This window comes from Citrobacter sp. C13 (genome assembly GCF_014596815.2).
In the GTDB taxonomy this organism is placed as follows: Bacteria; Pseudomonadota; Gammaproteobacteria; order Enterobacterales; family Enterobacteriaceae; genus Citrobacter; species Citrobacter portucalensis.
Genome location: NZ_CP115024.1, coordinates 2,786,312 through 2,807,339, shown reverse-complemented (window position 1 = coordinate 2,807,339; position 21,028 = coordinate 2,786,312). Strand labels below are relative to the sequence as shown.

At 52.9% G+C, this 21,028-nt stretch carries 20 protein-coding genes; 11 read left to right on the top strand and 9 right to left on the bottom strand.

What is annotated here, in order from left to right; translation table 11 throughout:
• Position 1 precedes the first annotated feature (1 nt).
• The 5 genes from IB222_RS13415 (at position 2) to IB222_RS13395 (ending at position 5,177) form a co-directional block, all read left to right on the top strand.
• Positions 2–838, top strand: a complete 837-nt coding sequence (locus IB222_RS13415; RefSeq protein WP_003832486.1) for a ketose-bisphosphate aldolase — start codon at positions 2–4, stop codon at positions 836–838.
• Between the two features lie 4 nt (positions 839–842).
• Complete coding sequence (locus tag IB222_RS13410; protein WP_126318370.1) at positions 843–1,790, top strand: sugar kinase; 948 nt, start codon at positions 843–845, stop codon at positions 1,788–1,790.
• A 9-nt stretch (positions 1,791–1,799) separates the two neighbouring features.
• Positions 1,800–2,783 carry an aldo/keto reductase gene (locus IB222_RS13405; RefSeq protein WP_003832488.1) on the top strand — a complete coding sequence of 328 codons (984 nt, stop codon included), beginning with the start codon at positions 1,800–1,802 and terminating at the stop codon, positions 2,781–2,783.
• Positions 2,784–2,919: 136 nt separating this feature from the next.
• Positions 2,920–3,678 carry a DeoR/GlpR family DNA-binding transcription regulator gene (locus IB222_RS13400; protein WP_032943120.1) on the top strand — a complete coding sequence of 253 codons (759 nt, stop codon included), beginning with the start codon at positions 2,920–2,922 and terminating at the stop codon, positions 3,676–3,678.
• A 140-nt stretch (positions 3,679–3,818) separates the two neighbouring features.
• Positions 3,819–5,177 (top strand): MFS transporter, encoded by a 1,359-nt coding sequence (locus IB222_RS13395; RefSeq protein WP_149384623.1) that lies wholly within the window; start codon positions 3,819–3,821, stop codon positions 5,175–5,177.
• A 37-nt stretch (positions 5,178–5,214) separates the two neighbouring features.
• Here IB222_RS13395 and pncA read toward each other — a convergent pair whose 3' ends face one another.
• The 3 genes from pncA to sppA are packed head-to-tail and all read right to left on the bottom strand — an operon-like array spanning position 5,215 to position 8,796.
• Positions 5,215–5,859, bottom strand: coding sequence for a bifunctional nicotinamidase/pyrazinamidase (pncA, locus tag IB222_RS13390; protein WP_187392903.1), 645 nt, complete (start codon positions 5,857–5,859; stop codon positions 5,215–5,217).
• 8 nt (positions 5,860–5,867) lie between these two features.
• Entirely contained in the window at positions 5,868–6,884 is a 1,017-nt protein-coding gene (gene ansA / locus IB222_RS13385; RefSeq protein WP_003832492.1) for an asparaginase, read from the bottom strand.
• 55 nt (positions 6,885–6,939) lie between these two features.
• Complete coding sequence (gene sppA, locus IB222_RS13380) at positions 6,940–8,796, bottom strand: signal peptide peptidase SppA (RefSeq protein ID WP_149384624.1); 1,857 nt, start codon at positions 8,794–8,796, stop codon at positions 6,940–6,942.
• 175 nt (positions 8,797–8,971) lie between these two features.
• Between sppA and IB222_RS13375 the strand changes: the two genes are divergently transcribed.
• The 3 genes from IB222_RS13375 to topB all read left to right on the top strand — a co-directional run bounded on the left by IB222_RS13375 (position 8,972) and on the right by topB (position 12,634).
• The gene (locus IB222_RS13375) at positions 8,972–9,523 is read left to right on the top strand and encodes an NAD(P)H nitroreductase (protein ID WP_148362079.1); all 552 of its coding nucleotides are present in this window, start codon (positions 8,972–8,974) and stop codon (positions 9,521–9,523) included.
• Positions 9,524–9,639: 116 nt separating this feature from the next.
• The gene (gene selD / locus IB222_RS13370) at positions 9,640–10,683 is read left to right on the top strand and encodes a selenide, water dikinase SelD (protein ID WP_149384625.1); all 1,044 of its coding nucleotides are present in this window, start codon (positions 9,640–9,642) and stop codon (positions 10,681–10,683) included.
• A 4-nt stretch (positions 10,684–10,687) separates the two neighbouring features.
• Entirely contained in the window at positions 10,688–12,634 is a 1,947-nt protein-coding gene (gene topB, locus IB222_RS13365; protein ID WP_149384668.1) for a DNA topoisomerase III, read from the top strand.
• An 88-nt stretch (positions 12,635–12,722) separates the two neighbouring features.
• Here the strand turns inward: topB and gdhA are convergent, their stop codons facing one another.
• On the bottom strand, positions 12,723–14,066 hold the full coding sequence (gene gdhA, locus IB222_RS13360) for an NADP-specific glutamate dehydrogenase (RefSeq protein WP_003832501.1): 1,344 nt from the start codon (positions 14,064–14,066) through the stop codon (positions 12,723–12,725).
• A 237-nt stretch (positions 14,067–14,303) separates the two neighbouring features.
• Here gdhA and IB222_RS13355 point away from each other — a divergent pair, with 237 nt between their 5' ends.
• Complete coding sequence (locus IB222_RS13355) at positions 14,304–14,579, top strand: YnjH family protein (protein ID WP_149384626.1); 276 nt, start codon at positions 14,304–14,306, stop codon at positions 14,577–14,579.
• Here IB222_RS13355 and IB222_RS13350 read toward each other — a convergent pair.
• Positions 14,539–14,952 (bottom strand): pyrimidine (deoxy)nucleoside triphosphate diphosphatase, encoded by a 414-nt coding sequence (locus IB222_RS13350; RefSeq protein ID WP_126956334.1) that lies wholly within the window; start codon positions 14,950–14,952, stop codon positions 14,539–14,541. The genes IB222_RS13355 and IB222_RS13350 overlap by 41 nt on opposite strands.
• A gap of 79 nt (positions 14,953–15,031) precedes the next feature.
• On the opposite strand from IB222_RS13350, the gene IB222_RS13345 reads away from it, so the two are divergent.
• Together IB222_RS13345 and IB222_RS13340 are read left to right on the top strand one after the other, a co-directional pair.
• Positions 15,032–15,601 carry a carboxymuconolactone decarboxylase family protein gene (locus IB222_RS13345; RefSeq protein ID WP_149280853.1) on the top strand — a complete coding sequence of 190 codons (570 nt, stop codon included), beginning with the start codon at positions 15,032–15,034 and terminating at the stop codon, positions 15,599–15,601.
• Positions 15,594–16,217: a CDP-alcohol phosphatidyltransferase family protein gene (locus tag IB222_RS13340; protein ID WP_008784544.1), complete on the top strand. Its 624-nt coding sequence runs from the start codon at positions 15,594–15,596 to the stop codon at positions 16,215–16,217. Before IB222_RS13345 ends, IB222_RS13340 begins: the two co-directional genes overlap by 8 nt.
• Positions 16,218–16,317: 100 nt before the next feature.
• On the opposite strand, the gene IB222_RS13335 is transcribed toward IB222_RS13340, so the two are convergent.
• The 4 genes from IB222_RS13335 to IB222_RS13320 all read right to left on the bottom strand — a co-directional run bounded on the left by IB222_RS13335 (position 16,318) and on the right by IB222_RS13320 (position 21,023).
• Positions 16,318–17,625 (bottom strand): sulfurtransferase, encoded by a 1,308-nt coding sequence (locus tag IB222_RS13335; protein ID WP_149384627.1) that lies wholly within the window; start codon positions 17,623–17,625, stop codon positions 16,318–16,320.
• 88 nt (positions 17,626–17,713) lie between these two features.
• A complete protein-coding gene (locus IB222_RS13330) occupies positions 17,714–18,346 on the bottom strand; it encodes an ATP-binding cassette domain-containing protein (protein WP_126318357.1) in 633 nt (210 codons plus the stop codon).
• Positions 18,346–19,881, bottom strand: a complete 1,536-nt coding sequence (locus tag IB222_RS13325; RefSeq protein ID WP_149384628.1) for a thiamine ABC transporter permease — start codon at positions 19,879–19,881, stop codon at positions 18,346–18,348. Before IB222_RS13325 ends, IB222_RS13330 begins: the two co-directional genes overlap by 1 nt.
• Positions 19,854–21,023, bottom strand: coding sequence for an ABC transporter substrate-binding protein (locus IB222_RS13320; protein WP_003832516.1), 1,170 nt, complete (start codon positions 21,021–21,023; stop codon positions 19,854–19,856). Before IB222_RS13320 ends, IB222_RS13325 begins: the two co-directional genes overlap by 28 nt.
• Between the last annotated feature and the right edge of the window lie 5 nt (positions 21,024–21,028).

Genomic DNA, 21,028 nt, shown 5'->3' with positions numbered 1-21,028 from the left:
TATGCTGGCAGATATTAAATATTGGGAAAATGATGCCCAGAATAAACATTATGCGATTGCCCACTTTAACGTGTGGAATGCGGAAATGTTAATGGGGGTGATGGATGCGGCGGAAGAGTCTAAATCGCCGGTGATTATCTCATTCGGCACCGGTTTTGTGGGTAATACCTCGTTTGAAGATTTTTCACATATGATGGTTTCGATGGCGAAAAAAGCCTCGGTGCCGGTTATTACCCATTGGGATCACGGGCGCAGCATGGAAATTATTCATAACGCCTGGACTCACGGCATGAATTCACTGATGCGCGATGCCTCCGCTTTTGATTTCGAAGAGAATATTCGCCTGACTAAAGAGGCGGTGGACTTCTTCCATCCGTTGGGTATTCCGGTTGAGGCGGAGCTGGGCCACGTGGGGAATGAAACGGTTTATGAAGAAGCGCTGGCGGGCTATCACTATACCGACCCGAGTCAGGCGGCGGAATTTGTCGAGCGTACCGGCTGCGATTCTCTGGCGGTGGCGATTGGTAACCAGCACGGCGTTTATACCTCTGAGCCGAAACTGAATTTCGATGTGGTCAAACGCGTGCGCGAGGCGGTATCCGTTCCGCTGGTGCTGCACGGCGCGTCCGGCATTAGCGATGCGGATATCAAAAAAGCCATTTCATTAGGTATTTCGAAAATCAATATTCATACCGAACTGTGCCAGGCGGCAATGGCGGCGGTGCAGGAGAACCAGAATCAGCCGTTCCTGCACGTTGAGCGTGAAGTTCGCAAAGCGGTAAAAGAGCGCGCGCTGGAGAAAATCAAACTGTTTGGCTCTGACGGTAAAGCGGAATGACAATATGGATAATATCGAGGTTATTTGTATAGGGGCGGCAATTGTTGATATTCCCTTGCAACCAGTGAGTAAAAATATCTTTGATGTTGACTCTTATCCATTAGAACGAATAGCAATGACCACGGGAGGTGACGCTATTAATGAGGCGACGATTATTTCTCGCCTTGGCCATCGCACGGCGTTAATGAGTCGGATAGGTAATGATGCAGCCGGTTATTTTATTGTCGACCACTGCCATCGGGAGAATATTGATATTAAAAGCCTGAAGCAGGATGCTGATATTGATACTTCCATTAACGTAGGTTTAGTCACCGCTGATGGCGAACGCACCTTTGTGACTAACCGTAACGGCAGTTTATGGAAACTGAATATAAACGATGTTGATTTCGACCGTTTTTCTCAGGCAAAGCTGCTGTCGCTAGCGAGTATTTTTAATAGCCCGTTGTTGGATGGTGATGCACTGACGGCAATTTTCACACAGGCGAAAGCGCATAAGCTCATTATCTGCGCGGATATGATTAAACCGCGACTGAATGAAACGCTGGACGACATCCGTGAAGCGCTGAGCTACGTGGATTATCTGTTTCCCAATTTTGAAGAGGCAAAACTGCTCACCGGGAAAGATACGCTGGATGAGATTGCCGACAGTTTCCTGAACTGTGGTGTGAAAACCGTCGTGATTAAGACCGGCAAAAGAGGCTGCTTTATCAAACGTGTCGATATGAAAATGGTAGTCCCGGCCGTGTCGGGGATTACCGCCATCGACACCATCGGCGCGGGGGATAACTTTGCTTCAGGATTTATCTCCGCGCTGCTTGAAGGTAAGCCGCTTCGCGACTGCGCGCTGTTTGCTAATGCAACGGCGGCAATATCGGTACTGAGCGTGGGCGCGACGACGGGTGTGAAGAACAGAAAGCTGGTTGAACAACTTCTTGACGAATACGAAGGGTAATAGCGGCAGATGAAAATGATTCCTTTAGGCAGTACGGATATTACGCTTTCCCGCATGGGATTAGGTACATGGGCCATTGGCGGTGGTCCGGCATGGAATGGCGATCTCGATTTGCAGATTTGTATTGATACCATTGTTGAGGCGCATCGCTGTGGTATTAATCTGATTGATACCGCGCCAGGCTACAACTTTGGCAACAGTGAAGTGATTGTCGGTCAGGCGCTGAAAAAGCTGCAGCGCAGCGAGGTAGTTGTTGAAACCAAATGCGGCATCGTCTGGGAGCGAACAGGCAGCCTGTTTAACAAAGTGGGCGATCGCCAGCTGTATAAAAACCTCACGCCTGAGTCTATTCGTGAGGAGGTTGATGCCAGCCTGCAAAGATTGGGTATCGACAGTATTGATATCTATATGACCCACTGGCAGTCGGTCGAACCCTGTTTTACGCCGATTGCGGAAACCGTAGACACGCTGAATGCACTGAAAAAAGAGGGGAAAATCCGTTCGATTGGTGCGGCGAACGTCGATGCCGGGCATATCAAAGAGTATCTCAAACACGGTGAGCTGGATATCATCCAGGCCAAGTACAGCATTCTTGACCGGGCGCTGGAAGCTGATCTGCTGCCGCTATGCCAGCAGAATGGCATCATCGTGCAGGTATATTCACCGCTTGAGCAGGGGTTGTTGACCGGTACTATCGCCCGAGATTATGTTCCTGGCGGCGCACGGGCTAACAAGGTTTGGTTTCAGCGGGAAAATATGCTGCGGGTGATTGATATGCTAGAGCAGTGGCAGCCACTGTGTGAAAAATACCGCTGCACAATCCCCGCATTAGCTCTGGCGTGGATTTTAAAGCAAAGCGATTTGATCACCTTACTGAGTGGTGCAACCGCACCTGAACAGGTTCGCGAGAACGTCGAGGCGTTAACCATTCCCCTGACAGATGATGATTCATTATTGATGAGGCGAATGGCGGAAGCGTTGGATATAAATTAAGTCGGATAGAATTGACCTCTGTTTCTGCGTAAAAAAGTATTGAAATCTGTGATTCAGACATGTTCTTTTGAAAATAAACATAGCCTGTGAGATACTAGGGTCTTATTATTACTTTGCAGGAAACAGAGGTGTCATCGTGGCGGCAAAAGACAGGATTCAAGCCATTAAGCAAATGGTGGCTAACGATAAGAAAGTGGCGGTATCTAATTTAAGTTCAATCTTTCAGGTGACTGAGGAAACGATTCGCCGCGATCTTGAAAAACTGGAAGATGAAGGTTTTTTGACCCGAACATATGGCGGTGCAGTGCTCAATACCACCGCGTTGTCCGACAATATTCATTTTTATAAGCGTGCAAAATCTTTCTTCGAAGAAAAGCAGATCATTGCCCGTAATGCATTACCGTTTATTAAAAATAAGACCACAATGGCTGCCGACTCCAGCAGTACCGCGATGGAATTATTAAAGCTGTTGAAGGAAAGAAACGATCTGACGTTGCTTACCAATTCGGCTGAAGCATTTCATGAGTTGGCGCAGTCAGAAATTAACGTGGTTTCTACCGGCGGTGAGCTGAATAAGAATACGCTGTCGCTGCAGGGAAGAATCACCAAGGAGATTATCAGCCGTTATCATGTTGATATCATGGTGATGAGCTGCAAAGGTTTGGATATGCAGAGTGGGGCGCTTGATTCTAATGAAGCGGAAGCGGAAATCAAAAAAACCATGATCCGCCAGGCGACTGAGGTGGCCCTGTTAGTTGATCACTCAAAGTTTGACCGTAAAGCTTTCGTTCAGCTCGTGGACTTTAGCCATATTAATTACCTAATAACCAATAAGGCACCGGGTGCAGAGTGGATTGCATTTTGCAAAGAGAATAATATTCAACTCGTTTATTAGCTATAACGAGGGTTGTGTCGATATTATTTTAAGTTTGCACCTGGTAAATGCCATAAGAATCTAATGATGATGGATGGCGCGGCAAAATTTTTCTGCCGCGATCGCCATACTTTCTATTTAGCTGAATTTGAGGCATCCAGATGGAACAATGTGACCCTATCGGCGCAAGATTAGATCGCTTACCTTTATCTCGATTTCATTTTCGTATTTTTGGAATTATTAGTTTTAGTTTGTTAATCACTGGTTTTCTCAGCTATTCCGGAAATGTGGTATTAGCAAAACTAGTCAGCACAGGCTGGTCAAACAATTATCTAAATGCCGCGTTTACCTCAGCGCTGATGTTTGGTTACTTTATCGGTTCGCTAGCCGGTGGGTTTATTGGTGATTATCTCGGTCGACGCAAAGCGTTCCGCGTCAATTTGTTAATCGTCGGGGCCTCAGCCTGCGCTGCAACGTTTGTGCCCAACATGTACTGGCTTATTTTCTTCCGCTGTCTGATGGGGATTGGAATGGGGGCGCTAATTATGGTGGGCTATGCCTCATTTACAGAATTCATTCCACCCGCGGTTCGTGGGAAATGGTCTGCCCGTCTGTCATTTGTCGGCAACTGGGCACCAATGCTATCTGCGGCAATTGGCGTCGTGATTATTGCACTTTTAAGCTGGCGGGTGATGTTTCTGCTCGGCGGCATGGCAATGCTGTTGGCCTGGTATCTGTCGGGAAAATACTATATTGAATCCCCGCGTTGGCTGGCTGGCAAAGGGCAGAGAAGCGAAGCTGAAAAACATCTTATGCAGGTGGAATCGCAAATTGAGAAAGAAAAAAACATCACTTTACCATCCTGCCGGAGCGAATGCTCGTCGGCGGATTTAAGCACGATAAGTGGTTCATTTTGGCTCTTGTTTAAGGGGCCAATGTTACGCTGTACACTGGTGGCGATCACGGTGCTTATCGCAATGAATATTTCGCTCTATACCATTACGGTATGGATCCCGACGATATTTGTTAATTCGGGAATCGATGTAACGAAATCCATATTTATGACCGCGATAATTATGATTGGCGCGCCGGTTGGGATATTTATTGCCGCGTTAATTATCGATCACTTTCCTCGGCGATTGTTTGGCTCATTCTTGTTGATTATTATCGCCTTGCTTGGGTATTTCTATTCGCTTCAAACTGAAGAGTGGGCAATTCTGAGCTACGGGCTGGTGATGATTTTTTTTCTGTATATGTATGTCTGCTTTGCCTCTGCAGTTTATGTCCCGGAACTATGGCCCACGCATCTTAGATTGAGAGGATCGGGTTTTGTGAATGCTGTGGGGAGGATTGTCGCTGTGTTTACGTCTTATGGCGTCGCTATTTTGTTGACCCGCTATGGCTCGGTTACGGTCTTTATCGTGCTAGGAGTAATGTTGGTGCTATGTGCGCTGATTCTTTTTTGTTTCGGCATCGAAACGCGCAAAGTATCACTGGAAGAGATTTCAGCGCTGGCCTGAGATAACGCGCCGACAGGAGAGACCCTGTCGGCATCGCTTACGGCTGGGTTTCCAGCCAGTCGTCCAACGTATACAGCGTTGCGCCCGCAGTTGCCATTTCCATAAAGGCGTTTGCACTGTCCTGGGGTTGAATATTAACGCCACGGCAGCCGTCGGTTATAACGCTGACGGTGTAGCCAAGATCGAGCGCATCCAGAACGGTGAATTTAACGCAATAGTCGGTAGCCAGACCCATGATGATGAGCTCGGCAATGCGGTGTTCGAGTAGCCATGCATTCAGCGCGGTAGCCTGACGACGACCATTATCAAAAAACGCGCTGTAGCTGTCGACCAGCGGGTTCTCACCTTTAGTGAACGTTTGAGTTATCGCACGCTGGTTCAGCAGCGGATGCAGGGCAGCACCTTCGCTGTTTTGTACGCAATGATCGGGCCAGAACGTCTGCGCCAGGCCATCGAGTTGTCCCTGGCTGTAGGACTCGACCTGATGCTGGCTGGCAAAACTACCATGATTCGCCGGGTGCCAGTCCAGACTGGCAACGACCGTGTCGCCGCGTATGGCACACCAGTCAATCAGGCGGTTGGCGATATCGATTGTGCTGTCACCTTGTGGGACCGCGAGGGCACCACCGGCACAAAAGTCATTTTGTAAATCGACCAACAGTAAGGCTCGGGCCATGGGCATAGACTCCTTTAATCGTCAGGTGTGAGCTCACCACGCAGATTTTGCGTCATTGCTTCACGAATTGTCTGCGTATCCAGTCCCTGACTCAGCAAATAGTGCAGTTTGGTGAGAGTGGCTTCGACGGTCATATCCGCGCCGCCAATCACGCCAGCATGTGCCAGCGCATTCCCTGTCGCGTAGCCCCCCATGTTCACCTTGCCGGACATACACTGCGTAAGGTTCACCACCACAATGCCACGCGAGCTCGCATCTTCAAGTTCTTTCAGGAACTCTTTATTCTGCGGCGCATTGCCCACGCCGTAGGAGCGCAAAATTAATGCTTTTACCGGCTGGCGCAGGAAGTTGCGTACTACATCAGCGGAGATCCCAGGATAAATAGTGACCACGCCAATCGGTTGCGGAGTGATAGGATGCACAATTAACTCACCTGTGCCGTGAGGTGCGGGCGGTGTTCCCAGCCGGCGAATGTGGATCCCGGCTTCCAGCAGTGGTGCAAGGTTGGGTGAGGCAAACGCGTCAAAACCATCAGCATGCGCTTTAGTGGTCCGGTTGCCGCGAAACAATCGATTGTTGAAAAACAGGGTAACTTCATTGATCGGATAATTTGCTGCAACGTACAACGCATTCAGCAAATTGATTTGTCCGTCAGAACGTAGCTCTGCTAATGGGATTTGTGACCCTGTCACAATGACTGGCTTGCCCAGATTCTCCAGCATAAATGAGAGTGCCGAAGCCGTAAACGCCATGGTGTCAGTGCCGTGCAGAATGACAAAACCATCGTAATCGTCGTAGTGCGCTTTAATGTCTTCCGCAATATGCTGCCAGTCTTCTGGCGTCATGTCGGAGGAATCCATCAGCGGAACGTATTCATGGATGGTGAAGTCTGGCATCTCTGGGCGGTGGAATTCAGGCATCAGTGCCAGCTGACGCTGGAGATGACCGGAAACAGGAATATAACCCTGTTCTGAGCGCTGCATACCAATGGTACCGCCGGTATAGGCAACGTAAATCGATTTCTTTTGCATGACTTTTCTTCTGTCTCAAAGAAAACCCCTCTTCATCCCGAAGAGGGGTCAATAGTTAGCGAACGTTGGCGCAGGTCAGGCAAAACGCATAGCGGTTTTGCGGATCGTTAAACGCGGCCAGCTTTTCGCTTTCTGCTTTAACCGTACTCGCCGCAGAAGCGAGCGGCGCCGGGAGCATCGCCTGGATCGCTTCAGGCAGCATGGCACGAACGGAACCGGACATGCTGTCCATCACAATATCAACGAATGTCGGTTCGTCCTGATAATATTCAATGTGCCATTGCTTCAGTTTGGCCAGCTCAGCCGCTTTCGCCACGGCGTCATCAAAATCACCCAGACTGTCTACCAGACCATTGGCTTTCGCATCCTGGCCGGTCCAGACGTGGCCCTGCGCGATTTTGTCAATCTGCTCAGGCGTTGTCTTACGCGCATCTGCGACCAGCGTGATAAAGCGCTTATAGCCGTTCTCGATGCTCAGTTGCATCATTTGCTGCACTTCAGGTGGTAACGCTTTGGTGATGGAGATATCCGCCAGTGGGGATGTCGCCACGCCGTCGGTGTGTACACCAATGGAATCCAGACTGTTTTCCACAGTGTTGATCACGCCAAAGATCCCGATTGAACCGGTCAGCGTGCTGGGGTTCGCCACAATGTAGCTTGCTGGGGTGGAGATCCAGTACCCGCCGGATGCCGCCATGCCGCCCATGGACACGACAACCGGCTTGCCTGCCGCTTTTGCCGCAGCCAGCTCAGCGCGAATGACTTCGGAAGCGCTGACGCTGCCACCAGGGCTGTTCACGCGCAGGACAATTGCTTTCACTTTCGGATCAAGACGCGCTTCGCGGATCTGCGCGGCAGTCGTGTCTCCGCCCACGTTCCCAGGGGTTTCTTCACCGTCCATAATTGCGCCATTCGCGAAGACGACGCCAATGCTGTCCCCAGTATCCGCTGGCGTTTTTAGCGAGTAATCGTAATAGCTGACGGCGCGATAATTTTTATCCGCTTTGCTCCAGCCAAACTGTTTGGTCAGCATTTTTTCGACTTCAGCGCTGGAAGCGAGTGCATCCACCAGTTTGTTGTCGAGCGCATATTTCGCGGTATCACCATCGACTTTTGTCAAACCGTCCAGCATGGCCTGTGCGCCCGGGAACACCTGCTGGGCAGGGATCTGGCGGTTGGCAGCGACTGTGTCGAGATAGTTCTGCCACAGCTCGCCGATCCAGCGGCTGTCGGCCTCGCGCGCGGCAGGAGACATATCATCACGAATGAACGGTTCTACGGCAGACTTATAAGTCCCGACACGGAATACGTGTGTGGAAACTTTCAGCTTGTCGAGCAGGGACTTGTAGTACAAACCGTTGGTGGCAAAGCCGTGCAGATCAACGGAACCCTGCGGAGAGAGATAAATTTTATTGGCGAAACTGGCGAGGTAGTACTGCCCCTGGCTGAAGTTATCGCCCACGGCAAAGACCGGTTTGCCGCTGTCGCGGAATTCCCGCAGCGCTTTACCGATATACTGCATGGAAGGCTGGTCGGCCCCGGCAAAATTTTTCAGATCCATCACAATGCCGGTGATGTTGCGATCATCTTTTGCCTGGCGAATAGTATTCACGATATCGAACAGGGAGTTTTCCTGCAGACGATCGGAACTGGCGCCAAACAGCTGACGACCAATAACGCTTAAACGACTGGTGCTCGAAGGCTTATCGACAATCACCCCCGAGATATCCAGCAGCAGTGCGCCTCGCTCAGCGTGTTCACTGGTATTGCTGCTGCTGACCTGCATCCAGATGCCCGCACCCACCAGCACCAACAAGATGAAGAACAGGTTAAGCACAAATTCACGGACGAAATTCAGTAATCGCCATGTCCATTTAAAAAATCCGGCAATAAATCGCCACAGGGTTCGCATGTATTCTCCCTACCGATTAACAACACGCCACCCCGAAATTCCGGAGAAAGGCGATAAGATGAGGCTATCGTAATGACCCGACAGGCACTTGTCAGCAGGAATCACCGCCTGTGCTGTAACAAAATCCGCTCACGTGTTAATTTTGTGAACAAATCTCATTGTTGGAGTTAAGCAAATGGATGCACTCGAATTACTGATTACCCGTCGTAGCGCCTCTCGTCTCGTCGAGCCGGCCCCGACAGGAGAGCAACTGCAAAACATTCTGCGGGCGGGTATGCGCGCGCCAGACCACAAAACGCTGCAACCGTGGCAATTCTTTGTCATTGAGGGCGAAGGGCGTGAGCGTTTTAGCGCGGTGCTTGAAAAAGGGGCGATTGCCGCAGGCAGTGACGAGAAAGCCCAGGACAAAGCCCGCAGCGCACCGTTTCGCGCGCCGCTAATTATTACCGTGGTGGCGAAATGTGAAGAAAACGACAAGGTTCCTCTGTGGGAACAAGAAATGTCTGCCGGTTGTGCGGTGATGGCTATGCAGATGGCCGCAATTGCCCAGGGCTTTGGCGGTATCTGGCGCAGTGGTGCATTAACCGAAAGTGCGGTCGTTCGCGAAGCATTCGACTGTCGCCCGCAAGATAAAATCGTCGGTTTCCTCTATCTGGGCACACCGCAGCTAAAAGCATCCACGACGATTAACCTTGCCGATCCGGGCGCATTCGTCCGTTATTTCTGATCTCAACGGCAAAACTGTCTGGATTCTGAGCAAAGACACCCGAATTCAGACAGTCACTCTTACCACATCATGGAATGAGCGCTACCATATCCGGATTGCAATGACAGGAGATGTCCATGAGCGAGCAAGCTATTCGTTTAACGCAATACAGCCACGGAGCCGGTTGCGGTTGTAAAATTTCCCCAAAAGTGCTGGAAACCATCCTGCACAGCGAGCAGGCGAAGTTTGTTGATCCGAACTTACTGGTGGGTAATGAAACCCGCGACGACGCGGCCGTATACGATCTGGGAAACGGCACCAGCGTTATCAGCACCACCGATTTCTTTATGCCGATTGTCGATAATCCGTTTGATTTTGGCCGCATCGCCGCGACTAACGCCATCAGCGATATTTTCGCTATGGGCGGCAAACCGATTATGGCAATTGCTATTCTGGGCTGGCCGCTGGATAAGCTGGCACCGGAAATCGCCCGCGAAGTAACCGAAGGCGGACGCTTTGCCTGCCGTCAGGCGGGTATTGCGCTGGCGGGCGGTCACTCTATCGATGCCCCAGAGCCAATCTTCGGCCTTGCGGTAACCGGCGTTGTGCCGACCGAACGCGTGAAGAAAAACAGCACCGCTGAAGCAGGGTGTAAGTTGTTCCTGACCAAGCCTCTGGGTATTGGCGTTCTGACAACTGCTGAGAAAAAATCACTGCTGAAAGAAGAACACAAAGGACTGGCGACAGAAGTGATGTGCCGGATGAACATTGCCGGTGCGGCATTCGCCGATATTGATGGCGTGAAAGCCATGACCGATGTTACCGGTTTTGGTCTGCTGGGGCATCTGAGTGAGATGTGTCAGGGTGCAGGCGTTCAGGCGCAGATCGTCTACCAGGATATTCCTAAGCTGCCAGGCGTTGAAGAATACATCGCGCAGGGCGCGGTGCCGGGTGGTACCCAACGTAACTTTGCCAGCTACGGACACCTGATGGGTGAAATGCCGCAATCGGTACGCGATCTGCTGTGCGATCCGCAAACTTCCGGTGGCCTGTTGCTGGCGGTAACGCCGGAAGCTGAAGCCGAAGTGAAAGCGGCAGCGGAGCAGTTCGGTATCGATCTCACCGCCATTGGTGAGTTAGTGGAAGCTCGTGGCGGTCGCGCCATGGTTGAGATTCGTTAACTCGATGCGGTTGTTTATTGCCGAAAAACCAAGTCTGGCGCGTGCTATCGCCGATGTGCTGCCGAAGCCGCATCGCAAAGGCGATGGTTTTATCGAATGCGGAAATGGACAAGTGGTGACCTGGTGTATTGGTCACCTGCTTGAACAGGCGCAGCCGGATGCCTACGACAGTCGTTATGCTCGCTGGAGTCTGGTCGATCTGCCGATTGTCCCGGAAAAGTGGCAACTGCAACCGCGCCCCTCGGTGACCAAACAGCTCAACGTCATTAAGCGCTTTTTGCATGAAGCCAGCGAAGTTATTCACGCCGGTGACCCCGATCGTGAAGGGCAACTGCTGGTGGATGAAGTGCTGGATTACCTGCAACTGGCACCTGAAAAGCGCCAGCAGGTGCAGCGTTGCCTGATTAACGACCTTAACCCGCAGGCCGTTGAGCGGGCTATTGAGCGGCTGCGCGCCAACAGTGAGTTTATCCCGCTGTGCGTGTCGGCACTGGCGCGAGCGCGTGCGGACTGGCTGTACGGTATCAATATGACGCGCGCTTACACCATTCTTGGACGTAACGCGGGCTATCAGGGCGTACTTTCGGTCGGGCGCGTACAGACGCCGGTGCTGGGCCTGGTTGTGCGTCGCGATGAAGAGATTGAAAACTTCGTCGCCAAAGATTTCTTCGAGGTAAAAGCGCATATCGTGACGCCCGCCGATGAGCGGTTTACCGCTATCTGGCAGCCGAGCGAAGCGTGTGAGCCGTATCAGGATGAAGAAGGGCGCTTGCTGAATCGCACGCTGGCTGAACACGTGGTGAACCGCATTAACGGTCAACCGGCGATAGTCACCAGCTATAACGATAAACGGGAATCAGAATCCGCGCCGTTGCCGTTCTCGCTGTCTGCGTTGCAGATTGAAGCGGCGAAGCGCTTCGGTTTAAGTGCGCAAAACGTTCTGGATATCTGCCAGAAACTGTATGAAACCCATAAGTTGATTACCTATCCGCGTTCGGATAGCCGTTATCTGCCGGAAGAACACTTTGCCGGGCGTCACGCGGTACTGAACGCGATTAGCGTCCATGCGCCGGATCTGCTCCCGCAGCCGGCGGTCAATCCCGATACGCGAAATCGCTGTTGGGACGACAAAAAAGTGGATGCGCACCACGCCATCATTCCTACCGCGCGCAGTTCGTCCATCAACCTGAATGACAACGAAGCGAAAATTTACAACCTGATTGCCCGTCAGTATCTGATGCAATTTTGCGCAGATGCGGTATTCAGGAAGTGCGTTATTGAGCTGGATATCGCCAAAGGTAAGTTTGTCGCTAAAGCGCGTTTTCTGGCGGAAGCCGGATGGCGCACGCTGCTCGGCAACAAAGAGCGCGACGAAGATAATGACGGGACGCCGCTGCCGGTAGTGGCAAAAGATGACGAACTGCTGTGCGAAAAAGGCGAAGTAGTTGAACGTCAGACCCAGCCCCCGCGGCACTTTACTGATGCAACTCTGCTGTCAGCGATGACCGGGATTGCGCGATTCGTGCAGGATAAAGATCTGAAGAAGATCCTGCGCGCAACGGATGGTTTAGGTACGGAAGCAACGCGCGCCGGAATTATCGAGCTGCTGTTTAAGCGTGGGTTCCTGGTGAAAAAAGGGCGGTATATCCATTCGACCGATGCGGGAAAAGCGCTGTTCCACTCGTTGCCAGAAATGGCGACGCGCCCGGACATGACAGCGCACTGGGAATCTATCCTGACCCAAATCAGCGAAAAGCAGTGTCGCTATCAGGATTTCATGCAGCCGCTGGTGGGGACGCTGTATCAGCTTATCGATCAGGCGCGCAGCACACCGGTACGACGCTTTCGTGGAATTGCTGCACCTGGCGGTAATGGTAGCGATAAGAAAAAAAGCGCGCCGCGTAAACGTCCGGCGAAAAAAAGCCCGCCATCGGAAGAGGCAGGCGTGTAATTTGTAGGCCGGATAAGGCACGTGTGCCGCATCCGGCAATGCCTGATGGCGCGACGCTTATCAGGCCTACGGAAACAACAGTTCTGAATTAAATCACGCCCTGACCCAGCATCGCGTCGGCAACCTTCACGAAGCCCGCGATGTTGGCGCCACGTACGTAGTTGGTCTGCTTGCTTTCGCCGCCGTATTCAACGCAGGCATGGTGAATATCCAGCATGATGTGGTGCAGGCGCGCATCCACTTTCTCCGCTTTCCAGCCCAGACGAGCGGCGTTTTGCGCCATTTCCAGACCGGATGTCGCTACGCCACCGGCGTTTGCGGCTTTACCCGGTGCGAACAGTACGCCCGCCTCGAGGAACAGATCGGTGGCCTCGATAGTGGTCGGCATGTTTGCCCCTTCGGCGACAGCTTTCACGCCGTTGGCGATCAGTACGCGCGCTGCATCGACATCCAGTTCGTTCTGAGTGGCGCACGGCAGGGCGATGTCGACCGGAACCGACCACGGTTGTTTGCCTTCCAGATAGGTCAGACCAAACTCACGGGCGTAATCCGCCACGCGACCGTCACGGCTGTCTTTGATCGCACACAGACGCGCCAGTTTTTCTTTAGTAAATCCGCTTTCGTCAACCACGGTACCGCTGGAATCAGAGGCGGTAACTACCCGCGCGCCAAACTCCATGGCTTTCTCAATGGCGAATTGCGCCACGTTGCCGGAGCCAGAAACCGCCACGCGCATGCCTTCAAAGCCCAGACCATGGCGTTTGAGCATTGCTTCGGTGAAGTACACCAGACCGTAGCCGGTGGCTTCCGGGCGGATCAGGCTGCCGCCAAAAGAGAGACCTTTACCGGTAAAGACGCAGGCGCTGTTGTTGGACAGTTTTTTCATCATACCGGCCATAAAGCCGACTTCACGACCACCCACGCCGATATCGCCCGCCGGGACGTCGGTATCAGGACCTAAATGGCGGAACAGTTCGGTCATCAGTGCCTGGCAGAAACGCATGATTTCGCCTTCGCTTTTACCTTTCGGATCGAAATCGCTCCCGCCTTTACCACCGCCCATTGGCAGCGTGGTGAGAGCGTTCTTAAAGGTCTGCTCGAAACCCAGGAATTTCAGGATAGACAGGTTCACGGAAGGGTGGAAACGCATACCGCCTTTGTACGGGCCAATGGCAGAGCTAAACTGTACGCGCCACGCGCGGTTGACCTGCACCTGATTGCGATCGTCCAGCCAAACTACGCGGAACTGGATCACGCGCTCCGGTTCAACCAGACGTTCCAGCAACGACATCTGACGATAACGCGGGTTCTGCTCAAGAAAGGGCCACAGCGTCGTCATTACCTCACGAACGGCTTGCGCGAACTCGGTCTGATTCGGGTCGCGCTTTTGCACATGGTTGAGAAATGACTCCAGAGAACATGTCTGATCCATAGATATAAGAACCTCTTATGTATTGATATGGTTATATTTTTGATATTTATGTTATGTGTTGTGCAGTTTTTGACTATACCATCAGCAGTGTGACGTGACGCAAGAAAAAATTAACCCCGCTAAGTAAATTAATATTGCGCCGTGGGTCATAACCAAAAACGATGATGGAAGGGACTAAAGTTTCTGCCGATTTATACCGTTATACTGAGCATAAATGTCAGTTAAAAAGGAAACACAATGCGCCGTTTAATCATGGCAGGAGCGTTGGTTCTGGTGTCCAGCACGACGCTGGCAAATCAGCTTTATCGCCCGGATGTGCAGGTGAATGTACCGCCGGAAGTGTTCAGTTCCAGCGGTCAACGGGCACAGCCCTGTAGTCAGTGCTGTATTTATCAGGATCAAAACTACTCTGAAGGGGCGGTGATTAAAGCCGATGGCGTTCTGTTGCAGTGCCAGCGCGATGATAAAACGATCAGCACGAATCCGCTGGTCTGGCGGCGCGTAAAAGGATAAACGCCTCTAACAACGGGATATCGGCGGGCGCCAGTGGATAACGCAGCGCCTCTTCAGGTGAGCACCAGACGATATCCTGATGTTCAAATGCTCTCAATTCCCCCTGAAAAGACGGCACATGCCAGGCGTGTAGGTGAATCAATCGGCCTGAAACCTCGCGTTGATGACTGGCAATGTAGCGCCCCACGACCGCCTCAATGCCCAACTCTTCACGCAATTCACGGATCAGCGCCTCGGGCTGACTTTCGCCCGGCTCAACCTTACCGCCGGCAAACTCCCACATGCCTGACTGATCCGCATGAAGCGGACGCTGAGCCAGTAAAATTTTGCCATCACGTTCAATGATAGCGGCGACCACGTCGAGGGTTTTCATCATATTCATCAAGATCTAACAGCAGAAAATGACATACTATCGTTATCTTTGTTTTATCTAAAGTATTCAGGAGTCACCGTTGAACGAACCTCAGTCGTGGGTAAAGCCGTTAACGCGTATCCCTTCCAGTTTAAAACCGCTCGTTGCCACGCAGAAAAAACATTATGGCGATGTGCTGCATCCCACGCGCTGGTGGGGGCGGATGCCGTTTCTGTTCTGGCTGGTGGCGCTGTTTGTCGGGTTTCTGGAGCGTAAAAAGGCGCGCTTAACGCCGGTGATGCGCGCGCTGTTGATGACCCGCGTTTCTCAGGTCTGCCACTGTGCTTTCTGTGTTGATGCGAATAGTTTACGGCTGGCAGAACGCTGTGGCGCGCTGGATAAAGTCATGCAGGTTGTCAACTGGCAAGATTCGACGCTGTTTAGCGCTGAAGAACGCGTAGCGCTGGCCTATGCCGATGCGGTTACCGCAACGCCTCCACAGGTTGACGATGCGCTGAAAGCGCAGATGAAGCAGCATTTTACCGATGATGCCATTACGGAAATGACCGCGCTGATTGCGTTTCAAAATCTCTCGGCGCGTTTTAATGCCGCTCTCGATATTCCCTCGCAGGGACTGTGTGACAGTTTTAAAGGACGCCCGCATGCTTGACCGCCATCTTCATCCACGATTAAAACCGCTGTTGCATCGGTGCGTAGGTATTATTGATAAACCGGCGATTACCCCGGACGGACTTACGCTGGTCGGATTTGCCATTGGCGTGCTGGCGTTGCCATTTCTGGCGTTAGGCTGGTATCTGGCGGCGCTGGTGGCCATTGTACTCAATCGGTTGTTTGACGGACTGGATGGGGCGCTGGCGCGGCGCAGAGGACTATCCGACGCCGGCGGATTTCTCGATATCTCGCTCGATTTTTTGTTTTACGCCCTTGTGCCGTTTGGTTTTATTCTTGCCGCTCCGGCGCAAAATGCGCTGGCAGGCAGTTGGTTGTTGTTCGCGTTTATTGGCACCGGTAGCAGCTTTCTGGCTTTCGCCGCACTGGCAGCAAAACATCAGATTGATAACCCCGGTTACGCGCATAAATCGTTTTATTATCTGGGTGGATTAACCGAAGGAACTGAGACGATTTTGCTGTTTGTGTTGGGGTGTCTGTTCCCGGACTATTTTGCCGTGCTGGCGTGGGTCTTTGGCGCGCTGTGCTGGATGACAACGTTCACCCGGATCTGGAGCGGATATCTGACGCTGAAAACCGTTCAGCGTCAGGCGTAAGGTAATGCGTTGCCGGATGCGCTTCGCTTATCCGGCCTACAACGATGATATATCCAGGCTGGGTAAAGCGTTCTCGCCGCATCCGGCAATAATGCCAGTCTTACTTGCTGGCGTCCGGACCCCGTTCACCGCTGGCGACCGGGTTTTTCGGATTGCTGCTCCACTCGTACCAGCCACCATCGTAAACAGAGACGTTTTTCCAGCCCATCGCGCGGGCATACATAAACGTTTCTGAAGCACGCCAGCCGGTACCGCAATAGAAAGAGACCTGTTGATTCGGCAGGATATTCCATTGCTTCCACATCGCGGCGATGTCATCCGCGCTGCGCATGGTGCCATCCGGGTTATGGAAATCTTCCATGTGGGTGGAGTCGCTGCCCGCGTGGCCCCAACGTGCGCCTGCGATCTCACCTTTTGGCTTAATGTAGCTGTAGCCGCTGGTAGTACCGACAAATTCTGGCCATGAACGAATGCTTACTAAAGACGCATCCTGGCGATGCAGCAGACCGCGAGCCTGTTCCGTATCGAGCATCAGCTGCGGCTGGGCAGGGATTTTCACGCCGAAATCAGGTTCTGGTTTCACCGTTGGCGGAGTGCCGCGTTCGACCGGTAAACCTGAGTCGGACCAGGTTTGCCAACCGCCGTCGAGCAGACGAACGTCTTTCACGCCTGCGTACAACATAATTTGTGCCACGCGTGCGGCGGCATAGACATCGCGGCCGTATAAAATTACCGTGGTGTCGTGGCGGATACCGTGTTTCGCCAGCATCGCTTTAAGCTGCTCATCGGAAACCTTATTCCACAGCGGTTCGCTTTCAACTTCATTGGTATCAATGTAACCCGCGCCGGGGATGTGGCTGAGCAGATACAACTTCGGCGCGCCCCAGGCGGCTTCAATCACTTTCCAGTTACCCGCTGGTTTGGCAGTCACGTCTTTACCCTGCTGAAGATCGTGCAGCCACTGTGGGTAAACCAACTGTTCGAAGTGCGGCAGACGTTGCAGACGCACAGGATCTGTCAGCGCATCGCTGAGGGTTGAGATATGGTTAAAGCCAACTTTTTGCAGACGGGATTTAACGGCCTGCATGTCGTTATCACGGCCATACAGCGCCACCGGAGCGTCGGTCTTAAGTTGATGTGACTTAACCCAGACGCTGAGTTGTTCATCATTCATCTTGTCGAGCCAGGCGGCAGACAGATTCAGTGCGGAAGGTTCGTGTCCTGAAGGACCATTGAGCGATTGTGGCCAACCGTTGTAAAAAGCGCTCTGACGGGTATCGATCGCCGCGCCTTGCTTTTGCTGTAACTGGTTGAGGGTGAGCGCCTGTGCTGTTTCAGCAGCCCAGGAAGAAGCGCAAGCGAGCCCTAAAGCCAGTGCCAGCGCGGTCATTTGAGAAACACGTTTCATCGAATAGCCCGACATTGAAAAAAAGAAGACGACATTCTGTGCCGCCAGTTACGTAAAAACCTTGCGTTAACGCAGCATATCGACACATTCACGCCCAGTTTTCCATCTGAAATACGCGGCCTGCAGGCGGCACGTCCTGCGCGTCATGGGTCACCTGTACCACCGGGATCCCCAGCTTACGCACCTCGGTGAAGACCCATTGGCGAAAGTTATCGCGTAGCGACGCATCCAGCCTGCTAAAGGGTTCATCGAGTAACAGTGCCTGGGGCTGCGCCAGTAGTGCACGGAGCAGGGCGACACGCGAGCGTTGTCCGCCGGAGAGTGACGCCGGATCGCGCGAATAAAAACCTGCCAGGTCAGCGCGTGCGAGAGCGCATTCAATCTCATGGCGTCTGGCGGGACCTTGCAGGCTGGCGGGTAAGGCCAGCAGTAAATTCTGCCCAACGCTGAAATGGTCAAACAGCAGCGCATCCTGGAACAAAATACCAATCTGGCGCTGCGCGGTAGGTAACGTATCGATGCGTCGTTCATTAAGCCACAGTTCACCTGAGGCCTGAAACTGGGGAGACAACGCCCCGATCATCCATGAAAACAGCGAAGATTTCCCGCTGCCGGAAGGTCCCATAATTGTGACGATGTCACTTTTGTTAACCTGAAAATTAACGTCTTTCACCAGCGCTTTCACGCCCTGGTACAACGAAACGCCTCGTACGGTAAGCATTAGCGGAGTCCTTGTCGAAAGCGGCCGATCCACGCGGCGAGAAAGGCTGCAAGTGCGAAAACGAGCAGTGGTAAAAGCAGCTGCCACAACGCTTGTGTTGCCAGAATCGCACTGCTACCGCCGCTGCTTAATGCCACCGCTTCGGTGGTCAGCGTGGGATAGCGTCCGGCACCTAGCCACAGCGTTGGCATATACTGGGCGATACTGACCGAGAAGCCAACCGCGAAGGCAATCAATGCCGGGCGCGCCAGCTGCGGGCATTTCACCAGCCAGAATATCCGCCCCCGCGTCCAGCCCAGGGTTTGCGCAATCAAAATTAATCGTGGGTCAATGCGCTGCCAAGCCGGTTTAAGCACAAATAGCATCCAGGGCATCACCCACAGCAGGTGGCCCCAGATAATGGTCGTCATCAATCCATCTTGTTCGGCATCTAACGCCAGCAGATATTGTCCGGTTACCAGCGGTAGCGCAGGCAAAATGAGCGGTAGCCAGACCCAGCGGTGTCCGGTTTGTGGACCCCATTCCAGCCAGGCAAAAAGTATCAGTAGCGCCAGCACGCTGGAAAGGAGCCCCAGTTGCAGGCTATTGCTGAGCGCCTCGTTGTTTAGCGAGGAATAGCTGGCGATAAGCGCCAGTACCAGCGCGCATACCACACCGCTGACGGGCAAAATCTGTACCAGCGGGCGTGCGATTGTCATAGATGAAAAATGCTGGCGTTCACCGTTTACTGCCGGAATAGTATGTCGCCAGGCACGCCAGAGCAGATAACCCACCAGCGCGATAACAAGGAGCAACAGCACCAGTAACAGACTGGCAAGTGCGCCTTTCGCCTGCTGTTCGACGTCGCCCTGACTGAGCCACTGCCAGCTCAATACGGCAAGCGTTGGCGGATTGCCGGGGCCAAGAACGATTGCCACATCAACAACGGAGAGTGACCAGGCAACAATCGCCAGCATAGCTTTACCTAATGCCGGGCCGATAGCGGGCAGAACCAGCCAGTTCAGGCATTGCAGTCGGCTGTAACCCAGCGAATCCAATACGATAACCTGCTGAGAAAGTTGTTTCTCACTCAGTAGGGCCGAGAGAATCCATAACAAAAAAGCGCTCTCTTTCACCGCCAGCGTTACGCCAAGTCCAATGCCGTAGCGGTCCGGCTGTGGGCTGAGGAACGGGAGCCATTGCCAAAGTATGCCGCCTTCAGCAAAAACCAACAGCACGCTGGTGGCGAAGGCAACGTGCGGAATTGCCAGCAGCCAAGGAAGACGCGTATACAGACGTACCCAGCCTGCGCCGGGCCACAAGGCGAGGATCGCCAGCAGCGCGATGATCAGCGCGCCCCCAGCCGCGAGGCCGACGGAAACCAGTGTTGCCAGTAACGCCTGCGGGAGTTGAGGATCGGCAAAGAGCGCCAGCCAGTGTGTGGTACTAAGCGCCGGTGTTATCAGAGACCATGCCGCTGGCGCCAACGGCAGATAAACTGCCGCCATGATGGCCCAGAGTAGCAGAATTAATGCGTACCGTAGCGGCGTAACCATTCTTGTTCCAGAGCGTTTACCCAGGCTGCATGCGGTTCTGGCAACACGGCAGGGAGCCCCTGTGGGATCCGCGCCAGCAGCGCATCACGCTGTTCGTCAGGCAATTTTTGTGGATCAAGCACCGAAGGATCTCCCCAGACAGCCGGGTCAGCTTTGCGCAGTTGTGCTTCAGGAGAAAGCAGGAAGTTTGCCACGACTTTTGCTCCGGCACTGGCGTGGGCATTCGCCGGAATGGCAACAAAGTGCACGTTGCCGAGCATGCCCTGTGAGAAACCAAAACTGTAGCTGCTTTTAGGCAATTCGCCGCTCGCCACTTTTTGCTGCGCGTGGGCCGGGTTAAAGGTCAATGATAAACGCAGGGTACCGCTATTGAGCAGTGCATCCATTCGTGCTGGCGTGGGCGGAAAATCTTTGCCTTCACGCCAAAGTACAGGATGCAAAGTATCAAGATACTGCCACAATGGCGCGGTAACTTCGGCGAATGTCGCTGTATCTGGTGCAACTTTCAATGCCTGTGGTTTGGTGGTGAGCGAAATTAGCAACTGCTCAAGAAAAGCCGTTCCAGTAAAGTCGGGCGGGCGTGGATAGGTCACCGTGCCAGGGTGCGCCTGCGCGAATTTAAACAGTGCCTGCGGAGATTGTGGCGGCTGCGCGGTAAGATCGCGCCGGGCAATAAAAGTGAGTTGGGCACCGCCCCACGGTGATTCAGCCCCCTCTGTTTGAACGGAGAAATCTTCGGTCACCGGTTTTTGTGTATCAACATAGCGCCAGTTAGGCAGCGTTTGCGCCCACTGGGTTTGCAGTAGCCCGGCTTCTTTTAGCGTACGGAAGTTTTCGCCGTTAACCCACAGTAAATCGACAGAGCCGCCGGTTTTTCGCCCGGATGCCGCTTCCGTCTGGATGCGTTTTACGGCATCGGCAGCGTCTGCCAGGCGCACGATTTTCAGGTTAATGTCGTAGTGCGTTTTCATCTCGCCGCTAACCCAGTCGAGATACTGGTTAACTGCATTGTCGCCACCCCAGGCGTTGAACCACACCGTTTGACCACGGGCGTCATTTTTGATTTGTTGCCAGCTGGCGTCCTGGGCAAACGTCGCCAGCGGGCAGAGCAACAAACTCAGACACAATAAGCAGTAACGCATAATAT

Excerpts from the sequence above, each read along its gene's own strand:
- ansA (WP_003832492.1), bottom strand. The coding sequence starts at position 6,884 with ATGCAAAAGAAATCGATTTACGTTGCCTATACCGGCGGTACCATTGGT.
- IB222_RS13340 (WP_008784544.1), top strand. The coding sequence starts at position 15,594 with ATGCTTGACCGCCATCTTCATCCACGATTAAAACCGCTGTTGCATCGG.
- IB222_RS13335 (WP_149384627.1), bottom strand. The coding sequence starts at position 17,625 with ATGAAACGTGTTTCTCAAATGACCGCGCTGGCACTGGCTTTAGGGCTC.
- IB222_RS13410 (WP_126318370.1), top strand. The coding sequence starts at position 843 with ATGGATAATATCGAGGTTATTTGTATAGGGGCGGCAATTGTTGATATT.
- IB222_RS13415 (WP_003832486.1), top strand. The coding sequence starts at position 2 with ATGCTGGCAGATATTAAATATTGGGAAAATGATGCCCAGAATAAACAT.
- sppA (WP_149384624.1), bottom strand. The coding sequence starts at position 8,796 with ATGCGAACCCTGTGGCGATTTATTGCCGGATTTTTTAAATGGACATGG.
- IB222_RS13325 (WP_149384628.1), bottom strand. The coding sequence starts at position 19,881 with ATGGTTACGCCGCTACGGTACGCATTAATTCTGCTACTCTGGGCCATC.
- IB222_RS13375 (WP_148362079.1), top strand. The coding sequence starts at position 8,972 with ATGGATGCACTCGAATTACTGATTACCCGTCGTAGCGCCTCTCGTCTC.
- selD (WP_149384625.1), top strand. The coding sequence starts at position 9,640 with ATGAGCGAGCAAGCTATTCGTTTAACGCAATACAGCCACGGAGCCGGT.
- gdhA (WP_003832501.1), bottom strand. The coding sequence starts at position 14,066 with ATGGATCAGACATGTTCTCTGGAGTCATTTCTCAACCATGTGCAAAAG.
- IB222_RS13330 (WP_126318357.1), bottom strand. The coding sequence starts at position 18,346 with ATGCTTACCGTACGAGGCGTTTCGTTGTACCAGGGCGTGAAAGCGCTG.
- pncA (WP_187392903.1), bottom strand. The coding sequence starts at position 5,859 with ATGCCCATGGCCCGAGCCTTACTGTTGGTCGATTTACAAAATGACTTT.
- IB222_RS13355 (WP_149384626.1), top strand. The coding sequence starts at position 14,304 with ATGCGCCGTTTAATCATGGCAGGAGCGTTGGTTCTGGTGTCCAGCACG.
- IB222_RS13350 (WP_126956334.1), bottom strand. The coding sequence starts at position 14,952 with ATGAAAACCCTCGACGTGGTCGCCGCTATCATTGAACGTGATGGCAAA.
- IB222_RS13320 (WP_003832516.1), bottom strand. The coding sequence starts at position 21,023 with ATGCGTTACTGCTTATTGTGTCTGAGTTTGTTGCTCTGCCCGCTGGCG.
- IB222_RS13405 (WP_003832488.1), top strand. The coding sequence starts at position 1,800 with ATGAAAATGATTCCTTTAGGCAGTACGGATATTACGCTTTCCCGCATG.
- IB222_RS13395 (WP_149384623.1), top strand. The coding sequence starts at position 3,819 with ATGGAACAATGTGACCCTATCGGCGCAAGATTAGATCGCTTACCTTTA.
- topB (WP_149384668.1), top strand. The coding sequence starts at position 10,688 with ATGCGGTTGTTTATTGCCGAAAAACCAAGTCTGGCGCGTGCTATCGCC.